Source organism: Ancylomarina longa (genome assembly GCF_003996985.1).
In the GTDB taxonomy this organism is placed as follows: Bacteria; Bacteroidota; Bacteroidia; order Bacteroidales; family Marinifilaceae; genus Ancylomarina_A; species Ancylomarina_A longa.
Window position 1 is genome coordinate 55443 of the sequence record NZ_RJJX01000013.1, and the last position, 22762, is coordinate 78204.

General features: G+C 32.8%; 15 protein-coding genes. 5 read left to right on the top strand and 10 right to left on the bottom strand.

Annotation, left to right across the window (positions count from 1 at the left end; all coding sequences use genetic code 11):
• Positions 1-2: 2 nt before the first annotated feature.
• The 4 genes from DLK05_RS10570 to DLK05_RS10585 all read right to left on the bottom strand — a co-directional run bounded on the left by DLK05_RS10570 (position 3) and on the right by DLK05_RS10585 (position 7083).
• Positions 3-395: an ExbD/TolR family protein gene (locus DLK05_RS10570; protein ID WP_209319832.1), complete on the bottom strand. Its 393-nt coding sequence runs from the start codon at positions 393-395 to the stop codon at positions 3-5.
• Between the two features lie 7 nt (positions 396-402).
• Positions 403-1113: a MotA/TolQ/ExbB proton channel family protein gene (locus DLK05_RS10575; RefSeq protein WP_127343977.1), complete on the bottom strand. Its 711-nt coding sequence runs from the start codon at positions 1111-1113 to the stop codon at positions 403-405.
• Between the two features lie 122 nt (positions 1114-1235).
• Positions 1236-2624 (bottom strand): sodium:proton antiporter NhaD, encoded by a 1389-nt coding sequence (gene nhaD, locus DLK05_RS10580; protein WP_127343978.1) that lies wholly within the window; start codon positions 2622-2624, stop codon positions 1236-1238.
• Between the two features lie 160 nt (positions 2625-2784).
• Positions 2785-7083 (bottom strand): translocation/assembly module TamB domain-containing protein, encoded by a 4299-nt coding sequence (locus DLK05_RS10585; RefSeq protein WP_127343979.1) that lies wholly within the window; start codon positions 7081-7083, stop codon positions 2785-2787.
• 297 nt (positions 7084-7380) lie between these two features.
• Between DLK05_RS10585 and tsaD the strand changes: the two genes are divergently transcribed.
• The gene (tsaD, locus tag DLK05_RS10590; protein WP_127343980.1) at positions 7381-8403 is read left to right on the top strand and encodes a tRNA (adenosine(37)-N6)-threonylcarbamoyltransferase complex transferase subunit TsaD; all 1023 of its coding nucleotides are present in this window, start codon (positions 7381-7383) and stop codon (positions 8401-8403) included.
• A gap of 12 nt (positions 8404-8415) precedes the next feature.
• On the opposite strand, the gene DLK05_RS10595 is transcribed toward tsaD, so the two are convergent.
• From DLK05_RS10595 to DLK05_RS10620, 6 genes are all read right to left on the bottom strand, one after another.
• Positions 8416-8859, bottom strand: coding sequence for a hypothetical protein (locus DLK05_RS10595; protein WP_127343981.1), 444 nt, complete (start codon positions 8857-8859; stop codon positions 8416-8418).
• A 69-nt stretch (positions 8860-8928) separates the two neighbouring features.
• Positions 8929-9471 (bottom strand): class IV adenylate cyclase, encoded by a 543-nt coding sequence (locus tag DLK05_RS10600; RefSeq protein ID WP_127343982.1) that lies wholly within the window; start codon positions 9469-9471, stop codon positions 8929-8931.
• A 125-nt stretch (positions 9472-9596) separates the two neighbouring features.
• Positions 9597-10154 carry a chemotaxis protein CheB gene (locus tag DLK05_RS10605; RefSeq protein WP_127343983.1) on the bottom strand — a complete coding sequence of 186 codons (558 nt, stop codon included), beginning with the start codon at positions 10152-10154 and terminating at the stop codon, positions 9597-9599.
• On the bottom strand, positions 10151-10987 hold the full coding sequence (locus DLK05_RS10610; RefSeq protein WP_127343984.1) for a CheR family methyltransferase: 837 nt from the start codon (positions 10985-10987) through the stop codon (positions 10151-10153). The genes DLK05_RS10605 and DLK05_RS10610 overlap by 4 nt, the downstream gene beginning before the upstream one ends.
• 8 nt (positions 10988-10995) lie before the next feature.
• The gene (locus DLK05_RS10615) at positions 10996-12588 is read right to left on the bottom strand and encodes a response regulator (RefSeq protein ID WP_127343985.1); all 1593 of its coding nucleotides are present in this window, start codon (positions 12586-12588) and stop codon (positions 10996-10998) included.
• Between the two features lie 16 nt (positions 12589-12604).
• Entirely contained in the window at positions 12605-16342 is a 3738-nt protein-coding gene (locus tag DLK05_RS10620) for a response regulator (RefSeq protein WP_127343986.1), read from the bottom strand.
• Positions 16343-16756: 414 nt separating this feature from the next.
• On the opposite strand from DLK05_RS10620, the gene DLK05_RS10625 reads away from it, so the two are divergent.
• The 4 genes from DLK05_RS10625 to DLK05_RS10640 all read left to right on the top strand — a co-directional run bounded on the left by DLK05_RS10625 (position 16757) and on the right by DLK05_RS10640 (position 22759).
• Positions 16757-17800: a tetratricopeptide repeat protein gene (locus tag DLK05_RS10625; RefSeq protein ID WP_127343987.1), complete on the top strand. Its 1044-nt coding sequence runs from the start codon at positions 16757-16759 to the stop codon at positions 17798-17800.
• A gap of 150 nt (positions 17801-17950) precedes the next feature.
• Positions 17951-18526 (top strand): TetR/AcrR family transcriptional regulator, encoded by a 576-nt coding sequence (locus DLK05_RS10630; protein ID WP_127343988.1) that lies wholly within the window; start codon positions 17951-17953, stop codon positions 18524-18526.
• 103 nt (positions 18527-18629) lie between these two features.
• The gene (locus DLK05_RS10635) at positions 18630-19706 is read left to right on the top strand and encodes an efflux RND transporter periplasmic adaptor subunit (protein WP_127343989.1); all 1077 of its coding nucleotides are present in this window, start codon (positions 18630-18632) and stop codon (positions 19704-19706) included.
• Positions 19703-22759: an efflux RND transporter permease subunit gene (locus tag DLK05_RS10640; RefSeq protein WP_127343990.1), complete on the top strand. Its 3057-nt coding sequence runs from the start codon at positions 19703-19705 to the stop codon at positions 22757-22759. Before DLK05_RS10635 ends, DLK05_RS10640 begins: the two co-directional genes overlap by 4 nt.
• The last annotated feature ends 3 nt before the right edge of the window (positions 22760-22762 follow it).

Consider the following 22762-nt stretch of genomic DNA (forward strand, 5'->3'; position numbering starts at 1 on the left):
GTTTATTTAGCTCTCGTTGCTAAAATTAGTTTGTATTTATTGTCTTTCGCAATATTCATCACTTTTACAACCTGTTCCATTGGTACTGATTTATCAACGTGAAGTGATATAGTTGCGTCTTTTTCGCGTGCAAGCTTACGCTGTAACTTGTTTTCTAGTTGTGAAAAAGGAACCGGAGTAGTTTCAATATAAAAGTTGTAATTCTTGTCAATGGAAACACTGGTAATAGGTTTTGCTGCAGTTTGATTACTACTTTTAGGTAATAATAACTTTAGTGCATTCGGACTAATTAAAGTAGAGGTAACCATGAAAAATATCAATAATAAAAACACAATATCCGTCATGGACGACATGCTAAAGTTTGCATTTACTTTATTTCGGGTCTTAAGTGCCATATGCAGATTATTTAATTGGTTCGTTCAATAAATCCATAAATTCGGTGGTTGTTGCTTCCATATTAAACACAACTTTCTCCACTTTAGCAACTAAAATGTTATAAGCAAAATAGGCTATAATACCAACAATAAGTCCAGCTACTGTAGTCACCATAGCAGTGTAAATTCCATTTGATAATAAAGAAATATCAATATTGTTTCCCGCATTTGACATGTCGTAGAAAGCTTGAATCATACCCATAACTGTACCTAAAAATCCAATCATTGGTGCTGCACCGGCAACAGTTGCTAGTGTAGGTAGGTTTTTTTCCAATTTAGATACTTCCAGATTGCCTATATTTTCAATAGCTGCATTAACATCATTTAATGGGCGACCAATTCGTTTAATACCTTTTGAAATCATTCGGGATACAGGAGTATTATTAGAATCACAAAGAGCAACTGCGGAATCAATTTTGCCGTCATGTATATAGTCTCGAATTCTATTCATGAAATTAGAGTCTTTTTTTGCAGCCTTTCGGATGGCATAATATCTTTCGAAAAAAATATACATGGCAATTGCGGAGAGTACTAATATTGGAATCATGATCCAACCTCCTTTAAAAGCCAAGTCAATAAAATTTAAGCTAATTTCTGTGGCTTCGGCTCCTTTATCATTAATAGGAGTTGTGCTTTGAGCCAAATTTTGAATTCCTGCAAAAATCAAAAGATAATTCATATTCTATGTTTTCAAGTTAGTTCTATCTCATAAAAAAACGAGATATAATACGGAATATTATATCTCGCTAAATTAATATTATTGTTTCTGATTCCCCATCTAAAAAAAGGGAAATTCATCTATCAGTGAAATAATACTGATTCAAGAATGTAAAAGGCAGCTCCTGAGGCGTAACCGATAAAAGCTAAAAATGAGATTTTTCTCAAATACCAGATAAAATCTATTTTTTCCATTCCCATTGCAGCAACACCTGCGGCAGAACCAATAATTAATAAACTTCCTCCTGTTCCAGCACAGTAAGCCAAAAACTCCCAGAATAAACCATCCTGTACAAAGTTGGCAGCATAACCAACGGCACTAGCAGATTCGATAGGATACATTCCCATAGCACCTGCAACGAGTGGTACATTATCAACAACAGAGGAAAGCATACCAATAATGATATTTATCGCAAAAATATTGTGAACATGCTGATCTAAATATTTAGCTAGAATATCCAAATGTCCAGCAGACTGTAAACTGGATACAGCTGTTAAAATTCCAAGAAAGAAAAATACTGTAGGTACATCAACTTTTTTTAGAATACCAATAACAGTAAGTTTTTTTTTGTCTTCAATATCCTTGTGCTTATGCATAATCTCAGTAACCAACCACATTATTCCTAACCCAAGTAGCATTCCCATATAAGGAGGTAAATGGGTAAAGGTTTTAAATACTGGTACAAATAGTAAGGAGAATACTCCCAAACAAAGAATGAAAACACGTTCCTTTTGTGTGGTATGTTCGTTATTATTACCATTCTCTAAAATAGGACGAACTACATTTCCTTTCATTCTGAAAGAAATAACAATTAATGGAACAATTACTGTTATTAAGGAAGGGAGTACTACTCCTTCAATAATTTTAAGAGTAGTAACTTGACTGCCTATCCAAAGCATAATGGTGGTTACATCTCCAATAGGAGACCATGCACCACCGGCATTAGCTGCTAGTACCACCATAGAGGCGAAAAACCATCTGTTTTCTTTTGCTTTGATTAGTTTTCGGATGAGTGCCACCATTACAATTGTAGTCGTAAGGTTATCTAGTGCTGCTGACATGAAGAATGTCAACAGACTTAAAATCCAAAGTAGTTTTACCTTATTTGTGGTTTTTATTTTATCGGTAATAATTTTAAAACCTTGGTGTTGATCCACAATCTCTACTATTGTCATTGCACCCAAAAGGAAAAATAAAATAGCTGATATCTCTGAAAGATGATGTAGTACTTCATGATGGGTTATAAAATCAAGCATCCCGTGCGCATTATCCATAGATGGATTTAGTTGGACATATTCATTCCAGGCTCGACTCACGCCTGAGGAAAGAATATCAATGCCTCCAAAAGCATATAATACCCAAGTTAGTACTCCAATCAGAAGTGCCGAAGCGGCTTTGTCAATTTTGAGTGGATGTTCTAGAGCAATAGCGGTGTATCCCAGAACAAATACCACAATCATTAGTGTAAACATAGTAATTGATTATTTTTTTGATGTATTAATTTCGATTTCAGAAGCTGCTAATATACTAATATTTGTTATTAGAATGCAGGCAACAATTAAAGAAAAATATCTCTTGTTTACGCTGCTGAAAAACATCAAAAAGCAATAGTTTAATGACTTAAACAATCAATTATTTGTGGGGAAATTTATTTTTTGTAGGTTTTAAAAAATTGAGGTATTTTTTTAGAAGTCCGGAAAACGTATTAAAATCCTCTTTATAGAATATACCAATGCCCTGTGTATTTCTGGATTCTTCATAAACAAGGTATTCATTAGATCGAGTAAATGCACTTAAGTGTAGTTTTCCTTTTTTGTCAAGCTTAATGTTCACATCCATATCTCCAACAATATCATTGGCTCTTTGCTGACTATTTCCTGTTCCCACATTTCCATTGATTGTAATTTTATCATTAAAAATCTGAGTAGAAAGTGCAAGTTCTATTTCATCACTTGTTAATTCATCACCAGGACGATAACTCACGCCAATATCAAAGTCATTACTGATCTTGCTAAGCCAATTTGATAATTGATTGGATAATAATTCACTTGTTGTAATACCTACAGCATAGCTTGAGTTTTTATTTTCAAAATTTGGGTCTGTAGATCTTAAATATTCAGGAGTGTAAAACCGATTTAATACCAGCAAGGAAAGAATTTGTTTATTCATTTCATCTTCAGTAGAAAATAATCCTTCCAAAATACTTTGAGTTTGCTGATCGAGTGTTGGAAAGGCGATACTAAATTTGATATTGGGGTTTTCAAGACGATTACTAAGATTCATATTACATTGCACAGGTACTTTACGTGTATTATCAATATAGGGAGTGTTTAGTAATAAGTCGTATAGTGTAGTTTTTACGTTGTAAACAGCATTAATGTTTACAGTTGCATTATACGGATCTCCAGTCCATTTGATATTTCCACCGTTTGATAAATCGAATTTTTTGTTGATAACATCCTGAAGAGTGAAAAGATAACTCCCGGTTTGTATTGTATAATCACCAAATATTTTAAAGTCTCCTTTAGTATCGATTTCTAATTTTAGGTTTCCATTTCCTTTTGCTTTTAAAACATCACCTATTTTCGAATCAAATATGATTTGAACTTCTGTTTCTGGTGTTATATCCAAATCGCAATTCATTTTAATTCCGCTTAAATCAATCTTATATTGATCTGATTCTTTATTGTTTACGAAATGAGTGGAGTTTACAAAAGTGATAAAATTACTCTCCTGGATATCACCACTATTATTCAAAGGGATATAAATTCTGGTATTTTTATCTGTTTTGGCGGTGATATCAATATCCATATTATCTGTGGGGCCAAAAAGGTGGGTGATTCCAGTTAGGTAGGCCTGGCCATAAAAAAGTTCATTGTCCGTCACCTTTGTATTTAGGATGTTAAAATTTTGAGTATTGATGGCCAAATCTAAATTGAAATTTTGCAATTGTTCGTGTGAAATTACACCATATATTGTTGCAATTTTATCGTGTTGATCAATTAGTCTAAATTTGTTGAATTGAAATTCCTTAGGGGTTATTTTTATACTATCGTTACAATAATAAGTAGTTTTAAGCTCGTTTATTGTAAAGGATACATTTTTAAATTTTAATTTACCAGAGGATCTTGGTTCTTCTGTTGATCCTTCTAAATGAAGATTCCCTGAGGTATTTCCTTTGATATTTGAGATATTATCTTGTAAATAAGGAGAAAGTAAACCCATGCGAAGATCCTGCATATCAATATTCATATTGATAGAATCAGATTCTGGGAAATAATTACCTTCCAGAGATAATTCCTTTTTTGAATTATAATTGGTAAAGGAAGAAAAAGAGAGTTTTCTCTGATCTTTATCCCAATCACTTATCAAATATAAATTACCAAGTGTATCCTGATTAAAAATAAGATCCTCAATCATTAGATTGGAATTAGAGTATCTATTTCCATATAGATCAGAGAGCTGAACGTAGCCACGAACCAATCCATTAACACCGATTTTCTTATCTCGGGTTAAATTGTTTAAGTTTTTTAGGCTGATATTGTGAACTTCAAATCTAATGCTATCTTTTGGATTGGTAGAAATTTTTCCATCTAAACCAAAATACTGATTTTGCCGCTGAATTTTAAAATTATCAACTTGGTAGCTCGTACTATCAATAACAATTTGTGATGATGGGATATTCCAAATACTGTCATCCATTATTAGAGTACTAGGCAACAAATTAATATTCCATATTGGATTACCACTTGCTTTTGATTTTTTAACCATTCCTTCTGCTGATAGATAACCACTATAAGTTCTCTTATCCCAATTATTCCAGAGTACATCTAGCTTGATTTTATCTTTTCCAACAGTTATTTTGTTTGTTAAATTATAAAGCCTGAAATCATCAGAAAAAGCAAGTCTATTCGTTCTGCCTTTTAGCTCTAATTGATGATTATTTGTTTCAAGATCTATTTTGAGTTCATCAAAATTTTTGCCTTGAACACTTAAACTTGGAGAATTAAAATGCATTTCAAGTTTGTGATCTTTTGCAACTATAATTCCATCAAGATTGGTATGGGAGGCTAAATTAATATCCGGATACAATACTTTTGTAATTGAATCGACATCTTTTAGATGGAGTGAGAATTTGAAATTGTTGGTACTATCAATTTTTGTATAATCCTTATTTGGCGCATAAGCAGGTAAATAATAATATGCCATGTTGGCAATAGACGAAATGAGACTGCCTACTTCATAATTTCCTTCAACTTTTGCATCCGAAACATCAGATTCCAAGGTTAGTCTTTTAAAATCGGGAGAAGTAAAGGAGTTAATAGTTAATTTATTTAGGGAAAATTCGCCCAGGCTATTTTTGTAATTAGTATTATTTATCTCTATAATTCCATTGGCATTATCCACACCGCTTCCAGTAAAATTTGCATTAATGGATAAGCTTAATTCTGATTTGAGATCTTTCTTTGATAAATGAAGTGGAAAAAGTTTCGCATGAAGGATATGAGAACTAAAGTTCATTGTCGGAACTTTTTGTGAGAAGTCAATTTTACCCGCAAAATCAAATCCTATATTAGGGTCTTGAATAGAAATTTTTCCATCGAATTGCGATTGAGAGAAGAATCCATCCAGAGAAAGATTTTTATACTCGTAATCGTTGAAATTAAGATTACTAATGTTTCCTTTCATTATTCCTTTCGTTGTCTCTTCGTCGGTAGAACCATTCACGGAAACATTTAATGATACTGTACCTACTTTATCCTGTTCTAAGAAGCCTCCAAGATTAAAATCTGTAGTTTTCAAATCCCCATTAAAAACAAGTCGATTGTCTTTTTTATTAGGTTTAAAGAGGATATCTGTTTTTATACTTCCTAAATCTGTTTTAAAGTTGCCGTAAAAAACAAAATCATTAATAAAGCCGTTGAATTTACCTTTATAATGAATCAAACCTAGATTACTAAAATATTCAGGAAAATTTAAATTTTCCTTATCATATCCCGGGATATATACTTTTTCAATGTCTGCTATGCTAGTGGTCAATTCGTCAAAATTTGCTTCCAAATATGCATCTCTCAAATAGGGAAGACCATTCATGTAGAATTGTCCTTTTAAGATGGTTTGTTCTCCATAAATAACATCAATATCCTTACCTTTCAGATCAAAGACAGTACCATAAATGTGTCCTTTTATACGTCCTGTTTCTCTGAATCCTTCTAACTCATCGTTAAAGTAGGCTACATCTAAAAAGCTTATTTTTGACGAGTTTAGGAGGAAATCCAATTGCATTTTTTTTGTAAATTTTCGCCAATATCCTTTGCCTGGTTCATAGTTAAAGTGCAGATATTTTGCATTTAACTCACTATGAGTAGCTGAAATTTTGACATCAGTTAATCCCCATTGATGGCTAGTGACCCAGGAGTTAGCTTTAAAATCCTTTAATTTAAAACCTGATTTTTCGGAGCAACTTAGATGTTGTATCTGAAAATTAATGGAATCTCCAATTACTTTTATATCTCTGGCTTTTAAGTATATATTTTTAACCAAAATATCGTCGTAATTTATCCCGAATTTTTGGGTTTTGGCAGCAACTGTTTTATATCCAAATTGAGAATCAGAGATATCAATATTTGAAACTAAAGTAATCCATGATTTTTTAGTGGTATCTATGGCAGGGGTTGCATTTTTATTTCTGAGAGAATCTAAAAAGACCTCCATATTTAGAATGCGATTTTTATCCTCGTAAAGGTTTACAAAAGTTTTGCTTAAACTTAATTTGTTAACGTAGATATGCTTAGTATCCAAATTAAAAGAGTCTATTTTAACCTTTAAATTGCCGACGTATACTAATGTGTCCTTCTGATAATCTTCCACATACAATCCTTTAATGATAATGCTTTTAAAGGGAGATATATTAACACCCTGTATGGACACAGGAGTATGGGTTTGTTCAGAAATAGAAACAGCTATTTTCTGACTTACATAAGTTTGCACCCCACTGCTCAAAAATATCAAGTAAGCGAGAAGGGGTAAAAGTAGAAGGACGATAATGGTCCAGATTGATATTTTGAGAAATTTTTTAATAATTTTGTATTTTCTTTGTGAGCAGCACAAAATTAGCTAAAAAGAAGAAGAATAGTATGCATAGATTGGTGCGATTGAGTGGATTTTTGATTTTTTTAACGATTTGTAGGACAAATTCTCTTTCAGCTCTGATATAATATAAATTTAATGAGTATAACAATTTTAGGAATCGAATCATCATGTGATGACACTTCTGCATCTATTTTAAGAGATGGAGTTATTTTTTCAAATATCATTGCAAGTCAGGATGTACACATGGAATATGGAGGAGTAGTTCCTGAATTGGCATCACGTGCCCATCAAAAAAACATAATTCCAGTTGTTCATCAGGCAATAGAGAAAGCTGGTATTCAGGCCAATGAAATTGATGCAGTTGCATTTACTAGAGGACCCGGATTACTGGGTTCTTTAATGGTTGGAACCTCTTTTGCTAAGGGGTTTGCATTATCTCAGAATATTCCTCTAATTGAGGTTAATCACTTACAAGCACATATTTTAGCACATTTTATCGATGATGTAAACAATAAATACGAACATCCTGAATTCCCATTTCTAGCTTTACTTGTGTCAGGTGGAAATTCACAAATTATAGTTGTTAAAGATTATTTGACGATGGAAGTAATCGGAGAAACTATTGATGACGCAGCAGGGGAGGCCTTTGACAAGTGTGCAAAAGTGATGGGCTTGCCTTATCCTGGAGGACCAATAATTGATAGCAATGCGAAGAATGGGAATCCCCATGCTTTTGAATTTAATCGACCACGAATAGCTGGTTTAAATTATAGTTTTAGTGGATTAAAAACCTCATTTCTTTATTTTGTAAGAGATAGGATCAAGGAGAATCCTAATTTTATTCAGGAAAATAGGAACGATTTATGTGCTTCGTTACAATATACAATTGTAGAGATACTTATGAATAAGGTGAAGCGGGCAGTTAAGGAAACAGGAATAAAGCAAGTAGCGATTGCTGGTGGTGTTTCTGCTAATTCAGGCTTACAAGATGCATTGCGTGAAGCTGAAGCAAATAAAAATTGGAAAGTTTTTATTCCTCAATTAGGATATTCTTTGGATAATGGTGCTATGGTAGCTATTACCGGATATTTTAAATTTTTAAAAAATGAGTTTGTAGGGCAGGAAACTGCGCCTTTTGCGAGAATGACTATAAAGTAGATTAGAAAATTATTATTCGGAGAGATTAAGGTAATTTTTTAATACCGAAATTGCATGTTCGTTAAAATGGGAGAGATCCAAAACTTGAATTTCTTTATTTTTAAGAATAAGGTTTAAGTGCTTATTTGTGATATTTATTTCCTTTATATCCTTCAAATAGATTTTAACCTCTTTATTCCTCCACCCAATTTTATATTTTAATTTTCGCGAATTTATAGTGAGGTATTCATTTGGATAAAGAACTTTACAACCAAGTAGCAATCCTATAAAATATAGTGCAAGAACTGTAAAAATGAATGCGAGATAATAATTGTAAGGAAAAAAATTGAGATGCTTTTTATAAGCAAAGAATAATACTGCGGTAATCAAAAACGCAATACCTAAGGCTAATTGAAAACCTTTCGATTTATTATTGCTGATTTTATATTCCCGTATATTGAATTCAAACTGCAGCATAAGTGATTTACTTAGATTCGTATTTAAAGGTAATAAATACTTGAATAACAATAACTAAAAAAGAGCCACTTATTCTTCGATGAAAATCTGATTAAAAAGATTATTTTGTTTTAAAAGATCGCTGTATGATTCGGAAATAATATCCTTCATATTAATTTCCAATAATTTGATAAAGTAATTGCATTGCTCTTGAAGTTGTTCTTTAGAATATAAACCATTTTCGTCATTGGCTTCAATCTCAACAAAATTTCCCAAATTCATTACCTGATCGAGTTGAAATTTCACATTCCCGATTCGGAAAATTTCTCTTTGTTTATCCACAATACAACTCACTCCCATAGATTGTTCTAATATCTGTTTTAGATTGGATTCTTTATCTGTTTTATAAAGTTGATATTTACTTTCTTTTAAACCTTTATGATCTTCCCGGAAATAATGGATGAGATTATTTTCAAAGTTTCCTTCTCGTAGTTTTAATCTTCCCTTACTTGAAATAAAATAGGTGTCAACCTGATGATCTATTCCGAGATTAACGGCATTATTGGCAAGTAAGATTTCTCTGATTTTCTTCAGATTATTGCATTTGGCTTTTATTTCAATATTTATCGGCATATTCTCAATATTTGATCTGCATTTAGTCTTGAAATATCGGTAAAATAGATCAGCTTTTCAACTAGGAGATTAACTAATATCGAGCATAGAGTAAGAAAGAGTATTGTAAATCAATGGGATGTAATTTATAGCAGTTTTAAGATTTGCTTTGCAATATCTTCAATTGTAAGGATGTAATCTGGCTTACAAGCATATATCGCCGAAAGAGGCATGATAGAAGCTATTGCTCTTTCCGGGTCTTCAACAATGCTAATACCTCCATATTTTTTAACCTGTTTCAGCCCTTCTGCACCATCCTGGTTCAGACCAGTTAAAATTATACCAATTAATTTATTTTTATAGCACCATGCTGCTGATTCAAAAAGAACATCGATAGAAGGTCTTGAATGATGGACTTTGGCTTCTGTACTCAAGCTAATTATGCCGCCTGATTCTATTAGTATATGATAATTTGGCGGTGCAAAATAGACAAAGCCAGATTTAATATTCTCTTTTTCTTCTGCCTCTTTTACTTGTAATTTGCTTATGCTGTTTAAATAGGCAATAAATGAATCATTATTGTTCTCGCCAATATGAAGTACTACTATAATTGCGAGTGAAATATCCTTAGGAAACTTTGGAATTATTACCTTAAGTGCTTCTAATCCTCCGTAAGAGGCTCCTATGACGAGCACCTTATTCATCTCCCGATTATCTTTTTAAATATTTTTTGATTGGCGTTGATATCCGTAAAATTATTTTCAAAATCAGTAAATCGCAGGCTTTCTTTCGTTCCTAAGCATAAGTATCCGCTGTATGAAAGACTTTCGTGAAACAATTTGATGACTTTGTTTTGCAATTCTCTATTGAAGTAGATAAGTACGTTTCTACACAGAATTAAATTCACCTCAGCAAAAACATGATCTGTAACCAAATTGTGATCTGCAAATACGATCCTTTTCGATAAACTTTGGTCAAATTTAATCGAGCCATATTTTACGGTGTAATGATCTGATAACTTTGATTTTCCTCCTGAATTTTTGTAATTCCTTTGGAATTTCTCCAGATTTTGAATAAGGTAGATACCGGATTTTGCAATTTCAAGAACCTTGCGATTAAAATCTGTGGCATAAATTTGACATCTATCCAATAAATTTTCTTCTTTCAGAACAATTGCCAAAGAATAAACTTCTTCTCCCGTAGAACATCCTGCATGCCATATCTTTATGAAAGGATAAGTTTTTAATGATGGTACAACCTGTGTTCGAAATGCAGTATAAAAATCGGGATCGCGAAACATCTCTGTTACATTTATAGATAAATCTTCCAACAATTCTAGAAAGAATGCTTTATCACGAAGAATTTTATCCTGCATTTGGGAGATTGTCGTGAAATTGCTTACAGCCATCCTATGCATTAATCTTCTCTTGATATGAGCCTTTGAATAATCTCTAAAATCGTAACCATATTTTTGAAATATGGCTTCCAAAAATAAAGGAATCTCTATATCTATATTTTCAATTTGGCTTTGATCCATGCTGTAGATTATGCCGTTTTTTTTGTGATTTGGCTTAATATTTTGCGCAAGTCTTCCTCTTTAAATGGCTTACTCACAAAATCATTCATGCCTGCATCAATACATCTTTGTTTATCTTCAATAAAGGCGTTTGCTGTCAGTGCTATTATAAATGCTTTATTTTCAACAGACTCCTTGTTTTCAAAGCTACGGATTTTTTGTGTTGCATTAATGCCGTCAAGTACAGGCATTTGCATATCCATTAAAATGACTTCGTATTTTTTTTCTTGATACATTTCGAAAGCTTCCATACCGTTTTTTGCAATATCACATTGCAAACCCATATGTCTTAGAGTTAGCATAGCTACTTTTTGATTAATTGGATTATCCTCTGCTACCAATATTGATAATTGTGTTGGTATTTCTTTTTCCTCATTGCTAAACATATTAACCTCCTTTTCTTGGTATCCAAATTTTAGTTCAAACATAAATTCTGAGCCATGTTCTGGTTCACTTACCAAATTAATTGTGCCACCCATTAAATGGGTTAGGTTTTTAGAAATTGCCAAACCTAATCCTGTTCCTCCGTATTGGCGAGAAATAGAACTATCTGATTGTGTAAATTCTTTAAATAATTTTTTTTGTGCCTCTTGCGATATTCCTATTCCTGTGTCTTTAATTTTGAAAAATAGGGAAATATTTGATTCTGTTTTCTCTAGACATTTAACACTTAATTCAATATAGCCTAAATTGGTAAACTTAACTGCGTTGTTGGCTATATTCATTAATATTTGGTTTAAACGAAATGAATCACCATTGATAATCTCAGGAATTTCATCATCTACCAAAATGCGTAAATCAAGCCCTTTTTCTTTGGCTTTAAAATTCAATAAATGATAAATTGTATCGAGTAATTCCCGGATATTAAAATCTATATTTTCAATCTCAATTTGTCCGGCCTCTATTTTAGAGTAGTCGAGAATGTCGTTAATGATTTGGATTAGATTTTCTCCGGTTGTACTCATTACTTTCAGCAGTTCTTTCTGATCTTTTGTTAAGTTGGATTTTAAAAGTAAGTGGGATAATCCTAAGATACCGTTCATTGGAGAGCGAATTTCATGAGACATATTCGCCAGAAATAAGGATTTCGATCGAACAGCTTCTTCCGCTTTATTTTTTTGCAGGATTAATTCTTCATTTTTTTGCTCCAAATATTTTAAAAGATTATCTAATTCTTTTCTTTGTCGATATAAATCTAGAAATACCCGAACCTTGCCAACCAGGATTTCCGGAATAATTGGTTTAGGTATAAAATCAACAGCCCCCGTTTCGATACCTTTAATAATATGTAAATCACTCTGGTGAATTGCAGAAACAAAAATCACCGGAAGTAAACTGGTTTTCTTTCGCTGACGCATGAATTCCAGAGTTTCATAGCCATCCATACCAGGCATTTGCACATCTAATATCGCCATTGCAAAATCCTCCTTTAAAGTGTGTTTTAAAGCCTCCTCTCCAGAAGAAGCTCGCACAAACTCAACTTTAAAATCGCATAGAATACGTTCTAAGCTAATTAGGTTCTCCACCTTGTCGTCGACGATTAATATCTTTTCTTTTTTCATTTTATGCGTAAACTTTTTAATTGTAAAGCCAGATTTTTAGCATAGAAAACAATTTATTTTCATCAATAGGCTTTGTTAAGTAATCATTTGCCCCGGAAGCTATTGCTTTTTGATAGTCTTCCTTCATTGCTTTTGCCGTTAAACAGATGATTGGCACTTCGTTTATTTTTGGAGTTTTCCGGATAATATCCATCGCTTCATAACCATCCATTTCGGGCATCATAATGTCCATTAAAACCAAATCTATATTCTGATTTTCCTTTAAAACATCAATTGCGATTTTTCCATTTTCTGCTTCTAGAACTTGTATGTCCTTATCCTCAAGTATTTTACCTAGGGCAAAAATATTTCTGATTTCATCATCTACTACCAGAACTTTTTTGCCTTTAAAAATGGAATCATCTAGTTCTGTAACATTGATTTTTGGATTATCAGGAATCTGAGTTGCCACTTGATGTAAGAATAAGCTTACTTCATCCATAAGGCGTTCGTCTGACTTTAAGCCTTTAAGAATTATTGAATTGGTAAACTTGCTTAGTTTTCTGTGTTCTTCACGTGATAGTTCTGATCCAGTATATATTATAGTATTAGGAATTTTAATGTTGGATGCTTTTAGCTTATCCAATACTTCATATCCCGAAATATCGGGTAATCCTAAATCTAGAATGACACAATCATATAGGTTCGATTTTATCATCGCGATTGCATCTTCCCCTGTAGAAGCTTCCTCAATTATCACATTGGTTGGGATGAGTAGGCTTTTAATAACTTTCCTTGTACTTGAATTATCTTCCACTACAAGAATTTTTTTGGATGCTAGGAATAGTTGATTTTTGATTTTATCAATTGCACGTGTTAAGTCTGTGGCATCGACTGTTGGTAATTTATTTGTATCATGCTCCCGTATTCCTTCAACAGGATTAACAATATGAATTGGTAATTTGGATGCAAATGGGTGATTGCGAAGATTATCTAGAGATTGTTTTCCGTTTTGCATTAAAAATTCCATTCCAACAATTATCGAAGTTGGATGATGTGCTTCAATCAATATAATAGCATCATTGATACTAGATGCTACAATAGCTTTAAAATTACTTTCGTGTACTTTGTGATATAAGGATTTAGCTTCATTAATATTTGAATGAATGATTAAAACCAAGGAATTTGGCAAATGAGGAATATCTCTATCGTCGGTAATAAAAAATGGTAAATTGACAGGACTCTCCAATTCATTGCTCCTAACTTCTATCTTTATTGGCGATTCAACAATTTTCTCCTGATGAACCGGGATTATCAACGTAAATATGGAACCTTCTCCTACCTTACTTTCCAGATGTATCTCTCCACCTAACATTCTCGCCAATTCTTTAGAAATGGATAATCCAAGTCCAGTACCCCCATATTGTCTCGAAGTGCTACCATCAGCTTGCTGAAATGCTTCAAATATTGCATCCTTTTTATCCGCAGGAATACCAACACCAGTATCTGAGACTGTAATTGTACAAGTTTCCAGGCCTTTCAATTCTTCTCTCCAAAAATTCAATCTGTCAGCTGTTTTCTCCATCCTAACAGCTACAGAGCCTCGAGAGGTGAATTTGAAAGCATTCGACAATAAATTTTTAATTATCTGATTAATTCGTAATGAATCTGTTTCAATTGTTGGAGGGAAATCTTCTGAAATTTGAACAGAGAAATCAAGTTTCTTTTTTTGTGCATGATGTGTAAAATCTTGTAGAATTTCACTTTTTATATCTTCAGACTTCACAGATTCGATTTGAATAGACATCTTACCTGCTTCAATTTTTGATAGATCAAGTATTTCGTTGATTAATTGGAGTAAGTCCTTCCCGCTTTTATGGATAATTTCAATGGATTCGATATCTTCTTTGTTGAGGTTGCCTTTTTTATTCTTGGATAACAAACCGGATAATATCAATAAACTATTTAGTGGTGTTCGTAGTTCATGAGACATGTTTGCTAAAAAGTCTGATTTATATTGACTTGCTTGTTCCAACTCACGTGCTTTATCCTCCAGATTGTTGTGAGCTTTTGAAAGATGCTGATTTTGGTTTTCAATTTCGTTCTTCTGATGTTCCAGTTGATTGGTCCTTTCTTCCAGTTCTTCATTTGCAACACGCAATTCTTCTTGTTGTACTTGGAGTTTCTTTTCGCTTTCGATCAAAATTTTTGTTTGTTCAGCAAGCTCTTCATTAGCAACTCTTAATTCTTCTTGTTGAACTTGAAGCTCACTGGCTTGGTTTTGAGTTTTTTCCAAAAGGTTTTCCAGTTTGTTTCTGGCAATTGAGGATGCAATTTTAACGGTAATACTTTCCTGTACAGTTTTAATAAATTCTAATAAATATTCTTCAAATATTTGAATAGAGGCTAATTCTAATACTCCCCATAAAATATCATTATAAATAAGCGGAACAATAACTATATTTTGAGGTTTCATTTCGCCAGTTCCCGAAAATACTTCAAAATAGTCCTTTGGTATGTTTTTAATGTTTTTCCATTGTTTTGTTTCAGCAACATGACCTACTAATCCATGTCCTTTTTGAATCGTTTTAAACTGATTTTTACTCGGAATACCAATAGCAGCAGAAAGAGACAAAATCTCTTTCTCTTCTTCATATACATAGATTGCTGCAAGTTCAGCACTCAAAAAATCACTTAGAAAGTCTAAAGTATTTTTGGAAACTTGGGTTATATCCTGATCACCTTGCAAGAGGTCATTTAACTGGTTAACTCCAGATCGAAACCAAATGGTTAGATCATTTTTTGATTTCGAATCCTTCAGGTTTTGAACCATCTGGTTGAGAGATAGAGCTAGTTCATCATGATTGGATTTAGGTTCAAGAATTACGCTTAAATCTCCTTTCGCAATATTCTGTGTATTATTTACAATATTTTGAAAGTCTTGTTGTATGATATTGAAAGAACTTGCCAAAGCACCAATCTCATCTTTAGTGGGGATCAATAATGGAGTATTAAAATTACCTTTGGCAATTATTTTAAAATTGGCTACCATTTTGTTGACAGGAACCGTTATTGATAAGGATATGTATCTGGCGAGAAGTAATATTAAAATACCCAGGATAAGTGTAATAACTATCATTACCCATACCAGAATGGAATTTGTTTTATGTGCTAGATTATTTACTTCTGAACTAATATTGGAATAGTACTTTTGAATTTGTAATAATTGAACTTGTGTTTTGTTGATATCAATTTCTTCATTAGAAGTAATTAATTCCTTTTTTATTTGATCAACAGCGTCTAATGTTTCGATTACTAATTTTCTTGAGGATTGCATTTCCTCATTTCCCAACTTATCTAAAATACGAAGTCTGCTGACTAGTAATAACGCATTATTAAATTCATGATTATAGATTTCTGGATAACCATCATAGAGGTAGGTTGCAATTTCTTCATCACTTTTAGAACTGTAATCATTTCTAAGTTTTAGCAAATCTTTAATCATTTGATTGGCTAAATCTAAATTTTTTGCAGAGGAAGTAATGTATTCTGGATCTTCGTGAATTTTATAATAATATAGATCTTCAAAAGCATTCTGTAATAATTTTTGATGAACCCGAACAGCATTAATCATGATACTAAGCGTTCTGCTTGTATTGAAAAAATAACTTGAGGTAAAACTCAAAATAAAAATGCTCGAGATGGTAATGAATGTCAGCAATAAAAGCTTTGATTTAATGCTCCAGTCTGCTAACTTTCTTATAGGTATTTGCATAATATTGTGTCGAAATTAGTTTTGGTGAAGTATCCTATGGAATATTCATATTTCAAGTTCGTTAGTAGTACGGTTATAGGGATGAATGGTTACTAATATTACGTCAATACGTGTAATATTTCCGTTAAAATTCCAGAAGTGTAAGGGGGTCATTTCCGGAAGTCATTGTTTTATTGTAATATATAGCAATTTCGATAGTGTGTTTGTTGGTAAAATCAGTAGTGATTTTATTAGAAAAAGCTGGCTAATTTCATTCTTAAATTCGAGGAGAACTTATTGTGTATTTATGAATGAATCAAATTGCTAGAAAGAAAATGATTTTTGAAATTCTATTATCTGGTTTATTAAGGGAAGATTCTCTATTTTAGAATTGAAAATATTAAAGTAAATTGCCAATTCAAAAATTTGAACTCAATGAGTAAATTTATTATTCTATTTTTCCTGCTTTTTAATTTTTTTTATTCCAATGCTCAAATTAAAGAGTTGCAGAAGCTCTATTCTAAAGGAGAATTTGATTTAGTAATTCAAAAGGGTAGATCCATGGTTTTGAATGAAGAAACTGAATTGGGTATTAATTTATTAATTGGCAGGGCATACGCAGATAAAAAGAAGTTTGGAGATGCGATACCTTATTTGGAACGTGCAAATTCAATAAAATCCATCAAAAATGAGTCGAAGACTTGGGTACTTGCATATTTAGGAGTATGCTATTTTACATTTGATGAGATTGAAAAAGCTCATCAATTAATACAGCAATCAATTGATCTGCATGGATCTAGAAAAGTAACAAAATTTGCCCAACGATATCGCTATTTATTTCAAAACACATCATTTTATAGTGATTGGGAAGTTGAAAGTTCTGAACATTTTCGTTTCCACCTTCAGAATAGTAAAATAGCAGGGAATTTAAATATCTATATGGCGAAGCAGGAAGTTTTGTATAAGCGGTTGACTACTTTTTTCGAATATAAGCTAACTAAAAAAATAGACATTTATATTTGGGCAGATAAATACGAGGCCTATCGAAAATTAAAGCGTCCCTTAAATTATTCTAATACTGATTTGTGCATTATAAATGTTTCTGATGATGAGAATATGGATTTTGAATTATGTCATCTGTTTGTAAATAAAATTATTAAGCCCAAGAAAAGATCCATGCTACTTAATGAAGGTTTGGCAGTATATATCAATAATATGGACAAGAATCTGTTTCTTTTGGCTCGAAAATCTATTCCTAAAAAAAAGTTTAACGTCCTTGAATTATGGGAAGAGCCAACCAGGTATGAGCGGAATCTTAGTTATCCTGTTGGAGGAGCATTAATTGAATTCTTAATTAATAAAGGAGGTAAAGCCAAATTGCAGAAATTTCTGGAAGAACAAACCATAGAAAATGCAGAGGCAATATATCCCAATTTTGATCAATGGATGAAAACATTCGAGGCCATGTTAATGAGGTAAATTTGTACTTAACTTTTACTTAGAGATATATTAGTAATTAGTTTGGTTCTTTTTGTTGTCCATCAAAAAAATCAATTAAAAATCTTTAAAACGAATTGTGAGATGATTTTTTATATATTTTTGCACCAGTAACACTTAAACGGTTCATTAATGTCAAAAATAAATAAGACAGAAATACAGGATAGAATTAAAAAAATAGCTTTAGATATGATTCTAAAGTATGGGTTACGTGGATTAAATATGATAGATCTGGCTTCGGAATGCGGTCTTGCTAAAGGCACTCTTTACAAGATAATCAGTTCTAAGGAGGATTTAATTTATCAGATTGCATCAAATATTTATGATGCAAATACGACGTCTCTTTTAGAACCTTTTACATTGTTTGAAGATCCTTTGGAGGCAACGAATAAATTTTTAGAAAGATATCTGAATTATGGTGTTGAATCTCAGCGTAGTTTAACGATACAGATTTATAAGGAATATCCTTCCATTGAGAGAAAATTGGAAGAGGATTTTAAAGATAAATCGGAGAAGATAAATAGTGTTTTTTTAAAATGGCAGGAGAAAGGTTTATTACGACAAGATATTGATGTTGTTGATTGTGTGGAAGCAATGACTGCATTAAATGATTTTTATATAAAAAGTGATTATTCTACCGAAGAAATAATTAAAAGATTAAGATCTGGATTTCGGTGTATTTTAATCGGAATGGGGATATCTATATAATATATAGAAGTAAGATTAAATAAAAGAGAGCAGAAATGTTACTCTTATTTTTGGAAATAAAATGAACTAAATAGACAGTAAGAGTACAAAACAAACAAAGGTGATGAAGAAGACATTTTTTTTAAGTAAAATTATTTTATCAATTGGTTTATCAATTGGATTATTCTCCTGTGAAAACAGAGAGAAAACTGATGTGAAGCTAGTGCAGCCAGTAAAAATTTATAAGGTAAATGAGAATCTTTCACAAAGTGAAACGAGGGTGTTTACAGGATTAGTTAAGGAGTCACGAGAGGTTAAACTGGCCTTTCAGATTCCGGGTCCACTGGTGAAATTGAATGTTGAAGAAGGGCAATATGTAAAAAAAGGTCAGTTGATAGCTGTTTTAAATGACAGGGATTATCAAGTTCAATTGGAGTCTGCAAATGCAAATTTTGAAAATGCCAAATTGCAAGCAGAACGTTATGCGGCATTATATGATAAGAGAAGTACTTCGAAAAGTGTTTTTGATCAGACACAAGCAGGATTTAAATTAGCAAAGGCTCAAAAAGAAGCTGCTGAAAATGCATTAAAGGATACCAAAATTTATGCTCCATTTGCTGGATACATTCAGACAAAGTATGCTGAAAATCATGAAAAAGTGGCTGCAGGACATCCTATAGTATCCTTACTGGATTTAAGCCATTTGGAATTATCAGTAGCGCTTAGTGAAAATGATTTTTTGAGAAAAAATAGCTTTGTAAGCTACGAATGCCAATTTGAACAGAATTCAAAAACATTTCAACTGCAATTAATAGACATTGACCGAAAACCAAATCGTGACAATTTTTATATTATGAGGCTTGGTCTGAATCCTAAGGATAATCAGATAGTTCCCGGTATGGTCGCCAATGTAAAAGTCCAGGTTAAGAATTTTGGTAAATCTCAGATAAAAGTTCCCATGGAGTCTGTTTATAGCGAAAATGGTAAAGCTTTTGTATGGAAATTTAATCCTGATAAAAGTAGTGTAGAGCGTATTCAAGTTAATCTTGCAAAATTTGAATCGAATGGTATGATCCGCATTAATAAAGGCATTAAGAATGGGGATTTAATCATTGCTGCAGGAGTTCATAATTTAACTAACGGACAGAAAGTAAAAAAATTAGAGGTAACATCAAGCTCTAATATAGGAGGACAACTATGAATTTTACAGAGTCGGTTTTGAAACAAAAAAAGGTATTGCTTTTTGTTTTAATAGCCATAACGATAGGAGGGGTCTTCTCGTTTTTTAAGATGGGAAAATTGGAGGATGCCGAAATTTCTGTTAAAACAGCTTTGGTTATAACACAATATCCCGGAGCTTCACCACATGAGGTGGAGCTACAGGTTACCGATTTATTGGAAAATGCCATTCAGAGTATGGATAATATCGACAATATTGAGTCTCGTTCCTTGGCAGGCTACTCTGAAATTACCGTTAATATTAAAAAGTCAATAAGAACCAAGGAGTTACCTCAGATTTGGGATGTTCTTCGTCGTAAGGTACGTGATGTGAATGGCCGATTACCGCAAGGCACTCACACACCAATGGTATTGGATGATTTCGGAGATGTATATGGTATTTTTCTGGCAATGAGTGGCGATGGATTCTCCTATGAGGAATTGCGAAATTATTCGAGATATATAAAAAGAGAATTGCTTCTAGTACCAGGAGTGAAACGAATTAATCTATTTGGGGAACAGCAAGCATGTGTAAATATTGAGCTTTCACAGGAGAAGATGGCCTATTTGGGAATTCATCCCTATCAGGTTGCTAAAATTCTTAATAACCAGAATAAGATGGTGAATCCCGGAGCTTTAAAATTGGGGAATAATAGAATTAGGATTGCTTCAGAAGGAAACTTCCATGAGTTGGAGGATCTTAAAAATTTATTGATATCAGGAACTGGTGAAAATTCGGTTTTTTTAAAAGACGTTGCCAATATAAGTAAAGATTACATTAAGCCCTATTCTCAGAAATTAAAGTATGATAACATACCTGCAATAGGTTTGTCCATAGCTATGGAAAAAGGTGGAAATGTTATTGAATTAGGAGAAAAAGTTCAAAAAAGAATAGATGAGTTAAAATCTAATATTCCCGTTGGGATAAATGTGAATAAAGTATTTTATCAACCAGAACGAGTGGAGAGTGCAATCAGACAATTCATGATTAACTTAATAGAATCTGTCTTGATTGTTGTTTTTGTACTTCTGCTAACCATGGGATTTCGTACGGGTTTGCTTATAGGGAGTGGATTAATATTTACCATTTTGGGAACTTTTATTGTGATGTTAGGCATGGATATTACTCTACAGCGAGTAAGTCTTGCTGCAATTATTGTTGCCATGGGGATGTTAGTTGATAATTCTATTGTAATAGCTGACGGGATTTTGGTTGATTTAAAAAAGGGAGTGCCGCGAAAATTAGCGATGACAAAATCATCGAAGCAAACAGCTTTACCCTTATTAGGCGCAACATTAGTTGCAATTCTTGCTTTTTTACCCATCTATCTATCTCCCGATAGTACAGGCGAATTTTGTCAGAGTTTATTCCAGGTAATCGCAATTTCGTTGTTTCTAAGTTGGATTTTAGCACTAACACAAACCCCGTATTTCTGTGATCTATTTTTAAAAGGGAAAAAATATGAAAAAGGAGAAGATGGGAAATCGGATCCATATAGTGGTAAAATTTATCAAGTATTCAAACATTTTGTGAAGTATTCTCTACGTCATAAAACTGTAATTATTATGCTGACTCTCGCTGTTTTTATTTCTTCAATTTTTGGCTTTAAGTATGTGAAACAATTATTTTTTCCAAATCTGGCATACAACCAATTTATTGTGGAGTATTTTCTTCCCGAAGGTTCAGATATTTCCAGTGTTGAAAAAGATTTAAGTGATATAGAATCCTATTTGATGAAGCAGGATGAGGTCTTGAATGTAACAACAAGTTTAGGTGCTACACCTGCACGATACACTTTGGTTCGTCCATTTAATCTTCAAAACCAGAATTATGGAGAGTTAATTGTAGATACAAAAGATTATGAGGCAACCTTAAATTTCGGAAAAAAATTACAAGTTTACTTGAATGAGAATTATCCTTCTGCTACGGCAAGGGTTAGATATTATGCGGCAATTCAGAGTGAATATCAGGTAGAAGCAAAATTTTCCGGACCTGATCCTAAAGTGCTGAGAGATTTATCGAATCAGGCAAAGCTTATAATGAAAGATGAGCCGTTGGCAGCAAAGGTAACCGACAATTGGAAAAATCAGGTTCCTGTATGGAATCCTCATTTTTCTCAGGCTCGTTCCCGAATGACTCATATAAGCAGATCTGATGTTTCCAATGCGTTAGCTTGTTCTACAGATGGTTTGCTGATTGGTGCTTTTCATCAAGGGGATGAGATGCTCCCAATTTTACTGAAAACCAAATTGAAGAAAGATACTTATATGGAGAGTATCGAGAACACACCAGTTTGGGGAAGTGTAGCGAAGAGTCTTCCTCTTCGACAGGTCGTTTCCAATTTCAGTATTGATTTTGAGAATCCAATTATTAGGAGGTATGACCGCCGACGAGCTATAAAAGTGCAATGCGATCCGGCACCGGGTTATAATGCAACAGATGTATTCAAAAAAATTCATCCTAAAATTGAGGCTATTCCTTTACCTGAAGGTTATGCTTTGAACTGGCTAGGGGAATACAAACAGAGTAAAGATGCGAACGAAAGTATTGGTAAATTTTTACCACTTGCATTTTTGTTAATGATCGTCATTATCATGATGTTGTTTAATAATTTCCGTCAGCCAATTATTATTGTAAGTATTCTTCCATTAGCTTTTATTGGAGTAAGTTACGGCTTATTGATAACTGGAAAAGCTTTTGGGTTTATGGCAATAATCGGAACACTAGGATTAATGGGTATGATGATTAAAAATGCTGTTGTACTATTGGATCAGATTAACTTGGAAGTTCGGGAAGGAAAAGATGTTTTACATTCTATTGTTGATTCGGCAATTTCCCGAATGCGTCCGGTGATGATGGCCTCAGCAACCACTATTTTAGGTATGATTCCTCTAATAAGTGATGAGTTGTTTGGAGGTATGGCTGTAGCGATCATGTTTGGTTTGATGATTGGAACGATTATTACTTTAATTATCGTTCCTGTCTTGTATGCTATATTTTATAGGGTGTCAACAAAGAATGTAATGGATATATAAATT